The sequence below is a fragment of the Xanthobacter sp. ZOL 2024 genome, assembly GCF_052932325.1.
This window is the reverse complement of the sequence record NZ_CM128808.1, coordinates 1,353,678-1,368,241: the sequence shown is the minus strand read 5'-3', so window position 1 is coordinate 1,368,241 and position 14,564 is coordinate 1,353,678. Positions and strand designations below refer to the sequence as shown.

Below are 14,564 nucleotides of genomic sequence, written 5' to 3'. Positions count from 1 at the left end.
CCCGCGCCGGGCCGCGCGGGCTCAGGTCACCGGCACGGACTCGTGCAGGGCGTCGATCTCGGCGCTGAGGCGGGTGAAATCCGGCGACGAGGGGGCGGCATAATTGAGGTTCTTGAACAGGCCGGTGAGCCTGGTGAAATGGCGCCGCAGCGCCTCCTTGTCGGCGAATTCGTAGCGGCTGGTGGCGATGGCGTAGACGCGGCCGAACAGGTCCTTCTGCCGGGCCGGGGCCACCGAGCTGTCCACCGGGTCGAAGGCGTCCTGCTGCAGGAACACCATGTCGAGGAAGCGCGCCTGCTCCAGTGCCAAAGCATCCTCCAGGCTGATGCCCTCCTCGCCGGCCACCTGCTCCATGCGCTGGATCTCGTCACCCCGCTGCAGCAAAGCGATCATCTCGTCCACCTGGTGGGTCCAGTCGGCGCCGAGATGGTCGACGAACCACGGCTCCATCTGCCGCCGGTAGCGCGACCAGGAGGTGAGCGGGTCGATGGCCGGGTAGAAGCGCTTGTAGGCGCGGTCATAGGAGAGGCCGAGGAAGCACTTCACCGCCGCCAGGGTGGACTGGGTGACCGGCTCCTCGAAATTGCCGCCGGCGGGGGACACCGCGCCGATGATGGTGAAGGCGCCTTCGGCCCCGTCATTGGCGCGGATGACGCCGGCGCGCTCGTAGACGCCCTTGATGGCGCTGTCGAGATAGGCGGGAAACGCCTCCTCGCCGGGGATCTCCTCCAGCCGGCCCGAGGTCTCGCGCATGGCTTGGGCCCAGCGCGAGGTGGAATCGGCGATCATCAGCGTCTTCAGCCCCATCTGGCGATAGTATTCGCCGATGGTGATGCCGGTGTAGATGGAGGCCTCCCGCGAGGCCACCGGCATGGACGAGGTGTTGCAGACGATCACCGTGCGATCCATCAGCGAACCGCCGGTGCGCGGGTCCTTGAGGCGGGGGAAATCGGTGATGGTCTCCACCACCTCGCCGGCCCGTTCGCCGCAGGCCACGAGGATCACCACGTCCACGTCCGAATGGCGGGCGATGAGGTTGAGCAGCACCGTCTTGCCGGCGCCGAACGGCCCGGGAATGCAGGCCGCGCCCCCCTGCGCCACCGGGAAGAAGGTGTCGATGATGCGCTGGGTGGTGATCATGGGCTCGGAAGGATAGAGCCGGGTCGCGCTGCCGTTGCGCAGCTGCAGCCGCGGCAGGGCGCGCCGCACCGGCCAGTCCTGGGCCAGCGTCAGGGTGCGCTCGGCGCCGGAGGGGGCGGTGATGCGCGCCACCGGTTCGTCCACGTTCACCGAGCCGTCGCGGATCCAGCTCACCGTCCAATCCTCGTCGAGGGCGAACGGCACCATGATCTTATGGGTGATGGCCCCTTCCGGCACCGTGCCCAGCACGTCGCCGGCCTTCACCCTGTCGCCCACCCGGCGGGTGGCGGAGAAGGCCCATTTGGCATGGGGGTCGAGCCCCGGCGCGGCGACGCCCTTGGGCAGGAACACGCCATGGCCGTGGGCCAGCGCCTCCAGCGGATTCTGCAGGCCGTCATAGACCTGCCCGAGGAGGCCCGGGCCGAGCCGCACCGACAGCAATTGGCCGGTCTGCTCGACGCCATCGCCAAGGCCGATGCCGCCGGTGCTCTCATAGACCTGGGCGTCCGCCTCATCCCCCAGCACCCGCAGCACTTCGGCCTTGAGGCGCTGCGCGGGGGCGCGGGCGGGGCGGATATAGACCACCTCATTCTTCATCAGCCGGCCGCGGGCCGGATCGGTGAGGCGCAGGCGCACGATGTCTTCCTGCACGGCGACGATGGTGGCGGTGGCGTCCACGGTCATGGGGCAATCCCGGAGGGCTGGCCGGCGTCGCGCGCGGCGTCGAGCAGCGCGGCGAACCGGGTGGTGGCGGCGGCCACGTCATAGCGGGCCCAGCGGTCGGCGAGGCGCCAGCGCAGCACATAGAGCGCCACCGCCTCGAAATCGAAGATATGGCCGTCCCCATAGCGGCCGGCGGCATCCCACGCCGCTTGCAGGATCACCCGCTCGAGCCCGGCGGTGTCGCCCGCCTCCAGCCGCTCGCGGGCCTTGTTCACCCAGGGAAAGGAATGGCCGACGCCGAAATCGGGGGCGGCCCAATGGGTGCGGATGGTCTCGGTGAAGCGGCCATAGCCCCAGGCCTCGCCATGGGCGGGGGCCTCGCCACCCCTGTGGCGGCGGCGCAGGGCGGCGATCAGGGTGCGGATTTCCAGCCGGTCGCGGAGGGCGGCGCGCAGGGTGTCGTTGCGGGCCCGCGCCACCACCTTGGTGACGGCGGCGACGAACGCGGCGTCGCTCTCGCCGAGGTCGATGCGGTCCCAGGACAGAGCGGCATCCAGCGCGTCGAGATCGGCCCGGTCCTCGGGGGCGAGGTTGCGCAGCCGCTCCTCCAGCCGGGTGGTGCTGATGGCCGGTGTGGTGGTGCCGAGCAGCGGCCCCAGCGCCGGCAGGCTGGCCATCTCCATCACATAGGGATCATGGCCGGCGATCATCGCACCACCCCTTCCAGAAGGGCGCGGAAGCGGGGCTGGAGGTGGGCCAGCAGCACCTCGGCCACGGCGGCGTCGGTGAGGTCGACGCTGACGCCGCGATCGACGAGCTTTATGCGGATGCCCCCGTCCGGCCCCTCCTGGCGATCGAAGCTCACTCCGCCGCGCAGCATCTCGGCGGCGCAGCAGGCGGCGAAATGGGTGAGGGAGCCGGCCACCATCTCCTCGGGATTGCGCCGCAGCTCGTCGAGGCCCACCGCCTGGCGCGGCAGGCTCACCACCAGCGTTTCGGCACGGTCGAGGTCGGCCTCGTCCCGGGCGCGGCCCGCCACCGCCAGGATCATGGCCTTGAGCAGGTCCTCGTCGCGCATCACCTGGGAGACGGTCTTGGCCACATCCGCCGCGAAGCGTTGGGCGAGCTGGGCCTTCAGGTCCAGCATGGCGTCGCGCACGGCGATGCGCAGGGCATCCTCTCCGGCGCGCCGCAGCGCCTCGGCTTCCGCCCGCGCGGTCTCGCGCACGGCGGTGGCCTGGGCCTCGGCCTTGTCCAGGATCTCGCGGGCGTGGGCGCGGGCCTCGCCGACCAGGCGCTCGGCCTCCTGGCGGCCGGCTTCCACTCCCTCGTCACGCAGGCGGGAGATGAGGGTTTCCACCCCCGAGGCGGTGGACAAGGCGGCGTCGGATTTGTGGACCATGGCGCGCTCCTTCGGCTTCAGATGGTGCGCGCCAGCACCAGGGCAAACACGAAGGCGAACACGGCGAAGCCCTCGACGATGGCGGCCGGTGCCAGCGCCAGGCCGAAGATCTCCGGCTTGGTCTTGGAGGCGGCGATGGCGCTGGCGCAGGCGCGGCCCTGCCACACCGCCGTGTAGAGCAGCACCAGGGAGGCAATGAAGCCGATGCCGAACAGGGCGCCGGCGCTGTGCGCGGTGACTGGCTGCTGCAGGGAGAACATCACCACGATGCCGTAGATGACGTTCGAGGAGGGGATGACCGAGATGCCGATATAGCGGCCATAGCCGCTGTCGGTCTCCACCATGGCGCCGATGGCCGCCTGGCCGGCGATGGACACGCCGATGGCCGCGCCCAACGCCCCGAGCCCCATGGGGGCGAAGATGCCGAGCCAGCCGAGGGCGATGACGAGATCATTCATGAGCGTGCCTCTCTCAACGGTGGGGCGCTGGTCATTGGGGAAGCTCCCGGCGGGCGAAGGCGCGGAAGGGATAACCCTCCTCGGTCAGGCCCCAGCCGAAGAATTCGATGAAGTTCAGGCGCAGCCCGTGCACCACGCCGCTCATGAGGCCGAGGGCGATGTTGGTGACATGGCCGAACGCCAGGATGGCGATCATCAGCACCACCCCGAGGCCGGGATGGGTGCCGCGCATCTCCACCGCCAGCGCGTTGAAGGTGGCGGCCAGCGAGGCGCTGGCGAGGCCCAGGGCGAACAGGCGCAGATAGCTCAGCACGTCGCCGAACAGCTTGGTCACGGAGGTGAGGGCGAGCACCCCGGCGGCGAGCCGCTTCAGCCAGTCGAGGGGCGCCTCCACCGGGGTCGCGGCGGCGGCGCCGACGAACACCAGGGCGAGGCCGAGCGCGATGGCGCCGTAGGCCAGGCCTTCCCCGCCGCTGCCCTGGGCGAGGAAGGCGGCAAGGCCCGACCACAGGGTGACGATCCAGCCCAAAGCGGAAAGGCCGGCGCCGCGGTCCCGGTTGAGCCACGCCACCGCCCCCAGCGCCACCGTGAGATGCACCACGCCGATGATGAGGGAGAGCTGCATCATCTGGTCGAAGTCGTTGATATGGATGATGGCGAGGGCCGCGGGCAGGGAGCCGGCGGGGGGCTTCAGGCCGAAATAGGAGCCCGCCAGCACCCCATAGAGAAGGGCGGCTCCGGCAAGGGTGATGAGCAGCACCCGGGCGCGCCGGCCGGCCGGGCGCGCCCCGAGCCGCCGCCAGAACGCCAGGGTGCCGAGCGCCAGCAGCAGCGCATAGCCGGCGTCGGCCACGATCATGGCGAAGAACAAGGCGAAGGAGGAGAACACGACGAGGCTCGGGTCCCAGCTGCGATAGCCGGGGCTGGTGTAGAAGCTGGTGAGGTCGCCGCCGCTCTCCAGGCCCTTGGGAATGTCCAGCAGGGTGGGCGGCGCGTCGCTCGGTCCCGGCACCTCGTCCACCAGGGCGAGGCGCCCGTCGGCGGCCAGGGCCGCCACCTCCGGCACCGCGCGGGCCGGCACCCAGCCCTGGACCGCGAACACCGCATCGGCATCGAACGTGTGCTCGGCGGCCTCGCGCAGGTCCTCCTGGTCGGCGGCGGCGGCGAGGTGGGTGCCCAGCGCCAGGCGCCAGCGGCTCAGCTCGGCGCGGGTGTTCTCCGCTTTCTCGATGGCAATGGCATTGTCGTCCAGCTCCACCTTGAGCACGCTGCGCGGCACCGCGCCCACATGCACCCGCGGCACCGGCAACAGATCATCCGGCGGCTCCTCGGGCGCGATCACGGCCACATAGAGATTGGTGGTGCCCTTGCGCACCACGTGCCAGGGCAGGCGCACAAGGTCGAGGGCGGCGCGCTGGCCGATGGGCAGGGCGTAGAACCACAGCCGCTGGCCGGCCAGGGCCTCCAGCGGCGGGAAATGGATGTCGCCCCAGGGGGCGAGGGCCTCGATGCGGGCCTGCAGGACGTCGCGCCGGTCGCGCAGGGTGCGCAGCAGGGACCGGTTCTCCAGCACTTCTGCCACCACCACGTCGAGATCGAAGGGGGTCTTGGGCCGGTAGGGCAGGCGCTTGTCTGGCGCCTCCGTGAGGTGGCGATAGGCGGCCTGGGTGCGGTTGATGCGGGTGGCGTCGCGCGGTGCCAGAGGCGCCGCCTCGGTGAGCGGGATGAGGTGCATCACCCCGAGCTTCTGCAGCGCCTTGAGGGTATCCGCCTTGTCGGCGAGGGGGCCGCACAACGTGAGGCGGCGCATGGGCACGATGCTCATGTGCGTGTCTCGATCATGGCGTGACGCGCCCCTTTGCCCTTTGCGATCTTGGCGGCCACCACCGCCGCCCGCTCGCTGTCGCCGATGAACACCAGGATGCGGCGGATATTGCGCTCGGTCTGGGGAATGAGGATCTTCTCGAACAGATTGGTGCGCTGGGTGATGCGCGTCACCGCCCGGTCGAGCAGGGCCACCCGCTCAACCGCCACCTCGGTTTCCAGTTTGAGGCGGAGGGCGGCCTCAAGCCGGGTCACCACCGCATCCACCCAATGGGGGCGCGTCATGCCGCCGTAGGGCGCGACGCGGATCTCCACCTGATCCACCACCGGCAGCTTCACCCCCGCCACGTTGCGGGTGGCGAAGGTGACCGCGCCGCACCGCACCAGGCCGTCGAGGTCGATGCGGCGATCGGCCAGCATGGGCAAGGCGGCGCCGGCCTCGGCGATGGCGGTGGCGAGGGCGGCCTCGACGGCGGCGAGCTCGGCCCGCGCCTGGTTGCGCGCCGCCATCAGCTGCTGGCGCTTGAGGTCGAGGGCCGGCAGGTAGCGCTTATAGGTGGCGAGGTTCGCCTTCTCTCGGGTGAGCTGGGATTTGCTCAAGGTGACGCCGGCCATGGGCTCACGCCTCCGCTGGGTAGTATTTCTCGATCAGGCTCTGGCGCACCAGCAGGTCTTCGGGCGGGAAGCACTCCGCCATGGTGCGCCAGCCGAGATCGAGGGCGGCTTCCAGCGGCAGCGCCACCGCCGCATCCATGAAGCGGGCCTTGAACAGGGCGCCATAGCGCAGCAGCCGCTGGTCGTATTCGGAGAGGTCGAACGCCATGGCCTGCTTGCGCTCGGCATCCCGGGCGCCGGCATAGAGGCGGATCATGGTGTTCATGACGGCGGAATGATCCTCCCGCGTCTCCTTCCCGATCACGTGCTGCTTGAGCCGGGAGAGGGAGCCGAACGGGTCGATCATGCCGTCGCGCAGATAGAACTGGCCCTCGGTGATGTAGCCGGTGTTGTCGGGTACCGGATGGGTCACGTCGCCGCCGGGCATGGTGGTGACGGTGAGGATGGTGACCGAGCCGGCGCCGTGGAACACCGCTGCCTTCTCATAGCGGCGGGCGAGCTGGGAATAGAGATCGCCCAGATAGCCACGGTTGGAGGGCACCCGCTCCATGGCCACCCCCACCTCCTTCAGCGCGTCGGCGAAGGCGGTCATGTCGGTGAGCAGCACCAGGACGCGCTTCTTCTCCTCCACGGCGAAGCGCTCGGCCACCGCCAGCGCCATGTCGGGCACCAAAAGCCGCTCCAGGGGCGGGTCGGCGGCCTGGTTCACGAACATCACGGTGCGGGCGAACACGCCGGCATCCTCGAAGGCGGAGCGGAAGCGCCAATAGTCATCGAAGGTGAGGCCGAGCCCGCCGAACACCACCACATCGGCTTCCGCCTGCACGCCGATACGCGCCAGCAGCGCGTCGTGGGGCTCGCCGGCGGTGGAGAAAATGGGGATCTTCTGGCTTTCCACCAGGCAGTTGAACACGTCGATCATCGGCACGTTCGTGCGGATCATGCGCGAGGCCAGCGCCCGCCGGGCCGGATTGGCGGAGGGGCCGCCGATCTCCACCTGTGGCTCGTCGGTGAGCGGTGGGCCGCCATCCGCCACCGTGCCGTCGCCGGTGAAGACGCGGCCGAGGATGTTGTCGGAGAAGATCACCCGCGGCGGATGGCCGAGGAAGCGGGCGGTGGTGCGGGTGGACAGGCCCTGGGTGCCGCCGAACACCTGCAGTGAGGCTTCCCCCGCCTCCAGCTTCACCACCTGGGCGAGGCGGGGCGTGTCGTTGCCCTCGCGCACCATGGCGAGGTCGCCATAGCGCGGGCCCTCCGGGTCGTCGGCGGTCTGCGGCGGCAGCGCCACCCGCACCACTTCGCCGACGATGGAGAGAATCAGGTCGTAATGGATGGCGATGGCGTTCATGGCTCGCGACCGGTTGCGCCGCCCCGGCCGGGCGGGCGGTGAAGGGGGTGGTCCGCGCGCCGGGCGAACCGCGAGAAGGCGCATCCCGTCCATGCACAAGGGCGGATGGACAAGGGCTGCGGGAGCGCGGCACCCCAGGCGGGCACCCTGCGCCGGGCCATCATGACCCCGCTACCGGGCCCCACGACCTAGCGTCAAGTCTAGGGACGCACTCCGAGGCTGTCCATACGCGCACCGCCGCCGGCGACGGGCCGGCCGCGGCCGTCATCGGGTCGCGCGGGCGGCGTCGGGCGGCGCGCGGGGCGCCTTCCGGCGGGCCTTGGCGGCCGGCGGTGCGGCCCGGTGGGAGGGCGCAGCGGTCGCCATGGCGCCGGGGGCAACGGCGAAGTGCCGCACCCGGGGCCGGTGTGTGCGGTGCACACTTCCCCCTTGCATCGGCGGGCGGGACGTCATCCATTTGCAGTGGATTCCCGTTAGGCGTGCGGTGCGGCAGCATGATCCGGCTGCCGCAGCGGTGCACGCCGCCGGGGCAGGGTGACGAGCCCATTCTGGCGCAAGCCTCACGACCTATCCGTCGCGGCGGGCATCTCCAGGTGCGGCGAACGAGAGGACCCCTCATGTTTTCACTGGCCGGTCAGAAGGCGCTGGTGGTTGGCGTGGCGAATGATCAATCCATTGCCTGGGGCTGCGCCAAGGCGCTGCGGGCGCAGGGCGCCGATCTCGCCATCACCTATCTCAACGCCAAGGCGGAAAGCCATGTGCGGCCGCTGGCGGAGGCGCTCGGCGCCGAGCTGATCCTGCCCCTCGACGTCACCGAGGACGCGGAGATGGACGCCGTGTTCGCCGCCATCACGGAAAGATGGGGCCGGCTCGACACGGTGCTGCATTCCATCGCCTTCTGCCCGCGCGAGGACCTGCACGGGCGGGTGGTGGATTGCTCCAAGGCTGGCTTTGCCATGGCCATGGATGTGTCGGTGCATTCCTTCCTGCGCATGGTGCGCCGGGCCGAGCCGCTGATGCCTCAGGGCGGCACCTGCATGACCGTCTCTTTCTACGGCTCCGAGAAGGTGGTCGAGCATTACAATGTGATGGGCCCGGTGAAGGCGGCGCTGGAAGCCACCGTGCGCTATGTGGCCGCGGAGCTGGGCGAAAAGGGCATCTCCGTGCACGCTTTGTCGCCCGGGCCGCTGAAGACCCGCGCCGCCTCCGGCATCGCCGAGTTCGACGAGCTGCTGGAGGAGGCGGCGGCCCGCGCCCCCACCCACCTGCTGGCCACCATCGAGGACGTGGGCGCCTATGCCGCCTTCCTCGCCAGCCGCGAGGCCGCCAATGTCACCGGCGGCGTCCATCTCATTGACGGCGGCTACAGCATCGTCGGCTAGCCCGCGTTGCGGCGGGAGCCGGTGCTCCCGCCTGCCGTTCCGTCCTGACCCCACCCAAGGTAAGGTGCCCGCATGATGCGCGAAAACAAGACCTTCGACGAGCTCAAGCCGGGCGACAGCGCCGAGCTGCGCCGCGCCTGCACCACCGACGACCTGATCGTCTTCGCCAACGTTTCCGGCAACCACAACCCGATGCACCTGCCCAACCAGGACATCGACCACGATGGCAAGGAAGACGTGGTGGTGGCGCCCTCCATGTGGGTGGGCTCGCTGATCTCGGCGGTGCTGGGCAATCTGCTGCCCGGCCCGGGTACCCTCTATCGCACGCAGTTGTTTCAGTTCCACGGCCGGGCGTCGGCCGGCGACGAACTGCAGGTGAAGGTCACGGTGCTGGAGAAGCGGGTGGATGGCGTGGTGCGCCTCGCGACCGAGGTGCGGCGCCTGTCCGACGACACCATCCTGCTGGAAGGCGAGGCGGAGGTGGAGGCGCCGAAGGTCAAGTTCACCTATGAGGAGCAGGAGCTGCCCGGCCTCATCGTGCAGCGCCATCGCCATTTCGACGCCCTGCTGGAGCGGGCGGAGAAGCTGCCGCCTTTGTCGGTGGCAGTGGTGGCGCCGGAGGAGCCGGCTTCCCTCGGTGGCGCCCTGCTGGCGGCCAAGGAAAAGCTGATCACCCCCATCCTGGTGGGCTCGGCCCGCAAGATCGAGGCGGCGGCCAGGGGCCTCGGCCAGAGCCTCGACGGCATCGAGATCATCGACCAGCCGGAGAATGCCGCCGCGGCCAATGCGGCGGTGGATGTGGTGGCCGACGGCCGCGCGCAGGCGCTCATGAAGGGCCATCTGCACACCGACGAGCTTTTGAAGGCGGCGCTGCGCAAGGAGCGCGGCCTCAGGATCGGCCGGCGCTTCACCCACATCTTCATCATGGATGTGCCGGGGCTGTCGCATCTGCTGCTGGTGACGGACGCGGCCATCAACATCGCCCCCGATCTGCTCACCAAGGTGGACATCTGCCAGAACGCCATCGACCTCGCCATCTCGCTGGGCATCGCGCAGCCCAAGGTGGGGGTGCTCTCGGCGGTGGAGACGGTGAACCCGCAGATCGCTTCCTCGGTGGATGCGGCGCTGTTGTCCAAGATGGCCGAGCGCGGCCAGATCACCGGCGGGCTGGTGGATGGGCCGCTGGCCATGGACAATGCGGTGGACATTGCCGCCGCCCGCATCAAGGGCATCCGCTCGCCGGTGGCGGGCAAGGCCGAGGTGCTGGTGGTGCCGGATCTCGATGCCGGCAACATGCTGGCCAAGCAGCTCACCTTCATCTCCCACGCCGAGGCCGCAGGCCTGGTGATGGGCGCCAAGGTGCCGATCATCCTCACCTCCCGCGCCGATGGCGAGAAGGCGCGGCTCGCCTCCTGCGCGGTGGCGGTGGTGCATCAGGCCCGCATCAGCGGCCAGAACACGAGCGAGGCGGTGTGAGCATGGAACGTCCCGTCACCCTGACCCTGAACGCCGGCTCGTCCTCCCTGAAGTTCAGCCTCTACGACATCTCCGAAGGCTTCGCCGAGCCGCAGCTGATGGCGGTGGGGGCGGTGGATGCCATCGGCGGGGCGCCGCGGCTGAAGGCCAAGCTCGCCCCCGGCACCGCCGCCATCACCCGCGATCTCGCCCAGTCCGAGGCCTCCGATCATGCGAGCGCCCTCGCCACCGCCTTGGCGGTGCTGCGCAGCCAGTATCCGGAGGCGAAAGCCTCGGTGGTGGGGCACCGGGTGGTGCATGGCGGCCCGCATTTCTCCACCCCGGTGGTGGTGACCGACAAGGTGATGGAGGAGATGCGGGCGCTGTCGCCGTTCGCGCCCATCCACCAGCCGCACAACCTCGCCGGCATCGAGGCGGCCAAGATGGCGTTTCCCGAGGCGCTGCAGGTGGCGTGCTTCGACACCGCCTTCCACCGCCACCATCCCAAGGTGAACGACACCTTCGCTTTGCCGCGCGAATATTACGCCAAGGGCGTGCGCCGCTATGGCTTCCACGGCCTGTCCTACGAATACATCACCGGCGAATTGCAGCGCATGGCGCCGCTGCTGCATGACGGCCGGGTGGTGGTCGCCCATCTCGGCAATGGCGCCTCCATGTGCGCCATTCTCGGCGGCCGCTCCATCGCCTCCACTATGGGCTTCACCGCCCTCGACGGCCTGCCCATGGGCACCCGCTGCGGCCAGATCGATCCGGGCGTGATCTTTTACATGGTCCAGCAGGAGGGCAAGACCATCGATGAAGTCCGGGACATGTTCTACTACAAGTCCGGTCTCCTCGGCATGTCGGGCATTTCCAACGACATGCGCACCCTGGAGGCGGCGGACCTGCCGGAGGCCCACGAGGCCATCGACTATTTCGTGTTCCGCATCCGCCGCGAGCTGGGCGGCCTGGCCGCCGCTCTGGGCGGTCTCGACGCCCTCATCTTCTGCGGCGGCATCGGCGAGAATTCGCGCAAGATCCGCCGCCGCATCTGCGAGGGCATGAGCTGGATCGGCCTGGAGCTCGACCACGACCAGAACGACGTCAGCGCCCAGGTCATCTCCACCGAATTCTCCCGCGCCCGCATCATGGTGATCCCCACCAATGAGGAGCTGGTGATCGCCCGCGCCTGCAAGCGGGCCCTCGCCGAACAGGCGCCGCGCGCGGCCTGATCTGTCTCATCCCTCTCCGGCGCGGCGTGTCCCGCGCCCCCCCAACACCAAGAGGAAACGCCATGAAGAAGGCGATCCGGGCCGAGGAGGCCGCGGCTCTCATTCCCGACGGCGCGCGGGTGCTCATCGGCGGCTTCATGGCTGTCGGCAGCCCGCTGCGCCTCATCGATGCCCTGGTGGAACGCGGCGTGCGCGGCCTCACCGTCATCGCCAATGATGCCGGCCTGCCGCACAAGGGCATCGGCCGGCTGGTGCATGCCGGGGCGGTGAGCCGCGCCATCATGAGCCACATCGGCCTCAACCCCGAGATCCAGCAGAAGATGATCGACGGGGAGATCGCCGTGGAACTGGTGCCCCAGGGCACGCTGGTGGAGCGCATCCGCGCCGCCGGCATGGGCCTTGGCGGGGTGCTCACCGCCACCGGCCTCGGCACGCCGGTGGAAGAGGGCAAGCAGGTGATCGAGGTGGAGGGCAAGCGCTATCTGGTGGAGACCCCGCTGCATGCGGATTTCGCTTTGATCGGCGCGCGCCAGGCGGACTATGTGGGCAATCTCGAATATTCGCTCACTGCGCAGAACTTCAATCCCATCATGGCACTGGCCGGCAAGACGGTGATCGCCGAGCCGGATGTGATCGTGCCCGTGGGCGTCATTCCGCCCGACGAGGTGCGCACCCCCGGCGTGCTGGTGGACCATCTTCTGGCGAGGGCCGCGTGATGACGAACACCCCTGCTTCTCCCAAGGACTGGGACGCCAAGTCCATCATCGCCGCCCGCGTCGCCAAGGAGCTTCGGCCCGGCATGCTGGTGAACCTCGGCATCGGCCTGCCGAGTCTCGTGGCCAATTTCCTGCCGGCGAGCTCCGACGTGTTCTTCCAGGCCGAGAACGGGGTGATCGGCCTCGGCGCCCACCCGCCGGAAGGCATGGAGGACCCCTACCTCACCGACGCCGGCGGCGGCTTTGTCTCGGCGGTGCCGGGGGCGGCCTCCATCGACAGCGCCATGAGCTTCGGCCTCATCCGCGGCGGCCATCTCGACCTGACCGTGCTGGGCGGCCTGCAGGTGGACGAGCGCGGCTATCTCGCCAATTGGATGGTGCCCGGGCACAAGGTGCCCGGCATGGGCGGCGCCATGGATCTGGTGGCGGGGGCCAAGGCGGTCATCGTCGCCATGCAGCACGCCGCCAAGGGGGATTCGAAGATCGTCCCCCGCTGCACCCTGCCGCTGACGGCGGAGCGCCGGGTGACTTTGATCGTCACCGAGCTCGCCGTGATCAAGCCCACGGATGAGGGCCTGGTGCTGTTGGAGCGCGGCCCGGGCGTGTCGGTGGAGGAGGTGCTGGGCGCCACCACCGCCAGCCTCATCGTGCCCGACGAGGTGCCGGAGATGGTGCTCGGCTGAGCCCTCAGGCGCCCGCCGGCGCGGGCGCCTTCTCGGCCTTGTCGGTGCTTTTGTCCGCGGTCTTGTCCGCAGTTTTGCCGATGCCCGCCACCCGGGCGGTGAACACCGCCAGGAGCGGGGCGTCGATGTCCTGGAGGTTGGGAACGGTGACGTCGCCGGCGGGCAGGCCGGCCTCCTCCGGGAAGACGAAGCGGTAGCCCGGGTTGGTCTTCGATTCGATGAACTCGAACAGGCGCCCCTTGCGCTCCATCTTGTAGAACACCACGAACTTGCCCTGGTAGTCGCGATACTCCACCGCCGCGATCTCGCCGAACAAGGCGTCGTCCGACACCAGGAAGGCGAGGCGCTGCAAGACCCAGCGATAGACCGCCAGCTCGCGCTCGGTGGTGATGACGTTATCGGCGATGGGCGCCGGCGGCGGGGCATCCGTCGATGCGGCCGGGGCGGGCGTATCGGGCTTGGGCAGGTCCAGCCGGTGCAGGATCTGGCGGCTGATGAATTCGCGCAGGGCGGCCTGGATGATGGGCCGGTATTCGTCGAGGGCCTTCTGCGAGATGTGGCCGATGCCGGCCTTCTTGAGCAGCGGCCGGGCGAACTCCTCCGGCGGATCGGCGAAGATGGTCGCCACCTGCCCCAGCACCGAATTGTAGATGTGCTTGCGCTTGGCCTCGGCGCCGATGTTGTCGGGGTCGAACACCGCCTTGCCCAGGCTGGAGAGGCCCTCCAGGGCGGACTCATCCACCTTGCCGCGCGCCACGTCCCTCAGGTCGAAGCGCAGGAAGGGGTTGGCGTCCATCATGTTGGGCTCGTCGCTGTCGGCATAGAATTCCCACACCAGCCCATCGGTGAGCACCCCCATCTTCACCGTGCGCGCGGCATTGAAATAGCTGCGCAGCTGGCCACGGTCGTCGCGCAGGCTGGGGGCGCCGGCGGGCTTGGTCTCCAGCGCGATCACCGGTTCGCCGCCCTTGAAAATGGCGAAATCCACCCGGTTCTTATACTTCTCCGAAAAGTCGCAATGGTGCTCGGGGAAAACCTCGTTGGGGTCCATGGGGTCGTAGCCCAGGAACGAGATCATGGGCACCACCAGGAACATCTTGGTGGATTCCTCATTCAGGCAGCGCGGCGCAGCCGTCACCGCCCGCTTGGCGAACTCGGTCAGCTTCTCGCGAAAGTCCGACAGCGCAGCCGCATCCATGACAACACCTCCCCGAAGTCCGGCAACTTTTAGTTGCTCTCATCAGAGCGTGTCCTGTCAAGAGATGCAATTTAAAGGCGTGCCGCCCTACAGGTCGACATAGACCAACTTGTCGGCCTTCAGGCTGGGGTAATTGGCCCGCAGCGCGGTGGCGAGCTTGCCCACCAGGGTCTTGTCGCCGGCGGCGCCGGGGCCGACAAAATCCGTGCCCGCCATCCAGGTCTCGAAATAACAGTGCAGGCCTTCGTCATAATCGGCGCCGGTGGGGTTGGCGGTCTTGTCGGCGAGGCGCGCGACGCCGTCGGCAGCCACCTCCAGACGCCAGTCGCGGTCATCCACCACCGAGGCGATGAGCTGGGCGAGGTCGGCGTCGGTCCAGTCGGTCTTGAGGTCCAGTGCCATGGCGGGCTCTCCGAGCTGCGCGAGGGGCGCAGGCGATGATCTGCCG

At 69.3% G+C, this 14,564-nt stretch carries 14 protein-coding genes; 5 read left to right on the top strand and 9 right to left on the bottom strand.

What is annotated here, in order from left to right; genetic code table 11:
- Positions 1-21 precede the first annotated feature (21 nt).
- The 7 genes from ACU4E7_RS06510 to ACU4E7_RS06480 are packed head-to-tail and all read right to left on the bottom strand — an operon-like array spanning position 22 to position 7,450.
- The gene (locus tag ACU4E7_RS06510) at positions 22-1,824 is read right to left on the bottom strand and encodes a V-type ATP synthase subunit A (protein ID WP_238123553.1); all 1,803 of its coding nucleotides are present in this window, start codon (positions 1,822-1,824) and stop codon (positions 22-24) included.
- Positions 1,821-2,513 (bottom strand): hypothetical protein, encoded by a 693-nt coding sequence (locus ACU4E7_RS06505; RefSeq protein WP_447021028.1) that lies wholly within the window; start codon positions 2,511-2,513, stop codon positions 1,821-1,823. The genes ACU4E7_RS06510 and ACU4E7_RS06505 overlap by 4 nt, the downstream gene beginning before the upstream one ends.
- Positions 2,510-3,205: a hypothetical protein gene (locus ACU4E7_RS06500; protein WP_447021027.1), complete on the bottom strand. Its 696-nt coding sequence runs from the start codon at positions 3,203-3,205 to the stop codon at positions 2,510-2,512. Before ACU4E7_RS06500 ends, ACU4E7_RS06505 begins: the two co-directional genes overlap by 4 nt.
- 17 nt (positions 3,206-3,222) lie before the next feature.
- The gene (locus ACU4E7_RS06495; protein WP_447021026.1) at positions 3,223-3,663 is read right to left on the bottom strand and encodes an ATP synthase subunit C; all 441 of its coding nucleotides are present in this window, start codon (positions 3,661-3,663) and stop codon (positions 3,223-3,225) included.
- A gap of 31 nt (positions 3,664-3,694) precedes the next feature.
- Complete coding sequence (locus ACU4E7_RS06490) at positions 3,695-5,488, bottom strand: V-type ATP synthase subunit I (protein WP_447021025.1); 1,794 nt, start codon at positions 5,486-5,488, stop codon at positions 3,695-3,697.
- A complete protein-coding gene (locus ACU4E7_RS06485; protein ID WP_238123548.1) occupies positions 5,485-6,102 on the bottom strand; it encodes a V-type ATP synthase subunit D in 618 nt (205 codons plus the stop codon). The genes ACU4E7_RS06490 and ACU4E7_RS06485 overlap by 4 nt, the downstream gene beginning before the upstream one ends.
- 4 nt (positions 6,103-6,106) lie before the next feature.
- Positions 6,107-7,450 carry a V-type ATP synthase subunit B gene (locus ACU4E7_RS06480; RefSeq protein ID WP_447021024.1) on the bottom strand — a complete coding sequence of 448 codons (1,344 nt, stop codon included), beginning with the start codon at positions 7,448-7,450 and terminating at the stop codon, positions 6,107-6,109.
- Between the two features lie 617 nt (positions 7,451-8,067).
- Between ACU4E7_RS06480 and fabI the strand changes: the two genes are divergently transcribed.
- The 5 genes from fabI (at position 8,068) to ACU4E7_RS06455 (ending at position 12,918) form a co-directional block, all read left to right on the top strand.
- Positions 8,068-8,832, top strand: a complete 765-nt coding sequence (fabI, locus tag ACU4E7_RS06475) for an enoyl-ACP reductase FabI (RefSeq protein WP_447021023.1) — start codon at positions 8,068-8,070, stop codon at positions 8,830-8,832.
- Positions 8,833-8,904: 72 nt separating this feature from the next.
- Positions 8,905-10,308, top strand: a complete 1,404-nt coding sequence (locus ACU4E7_RS06470) for a bifunctional enoyl-CoA hydratase/phosphate acetyltransferase (protein WP_447021022.1) — start codon at positions 8,905-8,907, stop codon at positions 10,306-10,308.
- A gap of 2 nt (positions 10,309-10,310) precedes the next feature.
- On the top strand, positions 10,311-11,519 hold the full coding sequence (locus ACU4E7_RS06465) for an acetate/propionate family kinase (RefSeq protein ID WP_238123545.1): 1,209 nt from the start codon (positions 10,311-10,313) through the stop codon (positions 11,517-11,519).
- A 62-nt stretch (positions 11,520-11,581) separates the two neighbouring features.
- Positions 11,582-12,235 (top strand): CoA transferase subunit A, encoded by a 654-nt coding sequence (locus tag ACU4E7_RS06460; protein ID WP_238123544.1) that lies wholly within the window; start codon positions 11,582-11,584, stop codon positions 12,233-12,235.
- Positions 12,235-12,918 carry a 3-oxoacid CoA-transferase subunit B gene (locus ACU4E7_RS06455; protein WP_447021021.1) on the top strand — a complete coding sequence of 228 codons (684 nt, stop codon included), beginning with the start codon at positions 12,235-12,237 and terminating at the stop codon, positions 12,916-12,918. The genes ACU4E7_RS06460 and ACU4E7_RS06455 overlap by 1 nt, the downstream gene beginning before the upstream one ends.
- 4 nt (positions 12,919-12,922) lie before the next feature.
- Here ACU4E7_RS06455 and ACU4E7_RS06450 read toward each other — a convergent pair whose 3' ends face one another.
- Both ACU4E7_RS06450 and ACU4E7_RS06445 read right to left on the bottom strand, forming a co-directional pair.
- Positions 12,923-14,116 carry a type I restriction endonuclease gene (locus ACU4E7_RS06450; RefSeq protein WP_447021020.1) on the bottom strand — a complete coding sequence of 398 codons (1,194 nt, stop codon included), beginning with the start codon at positions 14,114-14,116 and terminating at the stop codon, positions 12,923-12,925.
- 87 nt (positions 14,117-14,203) lie between these two features.
- Complete coding sequence (locus tag ACU4E7_RS06445) at positions 14,204-14,518, bottom strand: hypothetical protein (RefSeq protein WP_447021019.1); 315 nt, start codon at positions 14,516-14,518, stop codon at positions 14,204-14,206.
- Positions 14,519-14,564 lie beyond the last annotated feature (46 nt).

Bases quoted from the DNA above. Each gene is read 5' to 3' on its own strand.
- ACU4E7_RS06455 (WP_447021021.1), top strand. From the start codon at position 12,235: ATGACGAACACCCCTGCTTCTCCCAAGGACTGGGACGCCAAGTCCATC.
- ACU4E7_RS06500 (WP_447021027.1), bottom strand. From the start codon at position 3,205: ATGGTCCACAAATCCGACGCCGCCTTGTCCACCGCCTCGGGGGTGGAA.
- ACU4E7_RS06485 (WP_238123548.1), bottom strand. From the start codon at position 6,102: ATGGCCGGCGTCACCTTGAGCAAATCCCAGCTCACCCGAGAGAAGGCG.
- ACU4E7_RS06480 (WP_447021024.1), bottom strand. From the start codon at position 7,450: ATGAACGCCATCGCCATCCATTACGACCTGATTCTCTCCATCGTCGGC.
- ACU4E7_RS06490 (WP_447021025.1), bottom strand. From the start codon at position 5,488: ATGAGCATCGTGCCCATGCGCCGCCTCACGTTGTGCGGCCCCCTCGCC.
- ACU4E7_RS06510 (WP_238123553.1), bottom strand. From the start codon at position 1,824: ATGACCGTGGACGCCACCGCCACCATCGTCGCCGTGCAGGAAGACATC.
- ACU4E7_RS06445 (WP_447021019.1), bottom strand. From the start codon at position 14,518: ATGGCACTGGACCTCAAGACCGACTGGACCGACGCCGACCTCGCCCAG.
- ACU4E7_RS06465 (WP_238123545.1), top strand. From the start codon at position 10,311: ATGGAACGTCCCGTCACCCTGACCCTGAACGCCGGCTCGTCCTCCCTG.
- ACU4E7_RS06450 (WP_447021020.1), bottom strand. From the start codon at position 14,116: ATGGATGCGGCTGCGCTGTCGGACTTTCGCGAGAAGCTGACCGAGTTC.
- fabI (WP_447021023.1), top strand. From the start codon at position 8,068: ATGTTTTCACTGGCCGGTCAGAAGGCGCTGGTGGTTGGCGTGGCGAAT.
- ACU4E7_RS06505 (WP_447021028.1), bottom strand. From the start codon at position 2,513: ATGATCGCCGGCCATGATCCCTATGTGATGGAGATGGCCAGCCTGCCG.
- ACU4E7_RS06470 (WP_447021022.1), top strand. From the start codon at position 8,905: ATGATGCGCGAAAACAAGACCTTCGACGAGCTCAAGCCGGGCGACAGC.
- ACU4E7_RS06495 (WP_447021026.1), bottom strand. From the start codon at position 3,663: ATGAATGATCTCGTCATCGCCCTCGGCTGGCTCGGCATCTTCGCCCCC.
- ACU4E7_RS06460 (WP_238123544.1), top strand. From the start codon at position 11,582: ATGAAGAAGGCGATCCGGGCCGAGGAGGCCGCGGCTCTCATTCCCGAC.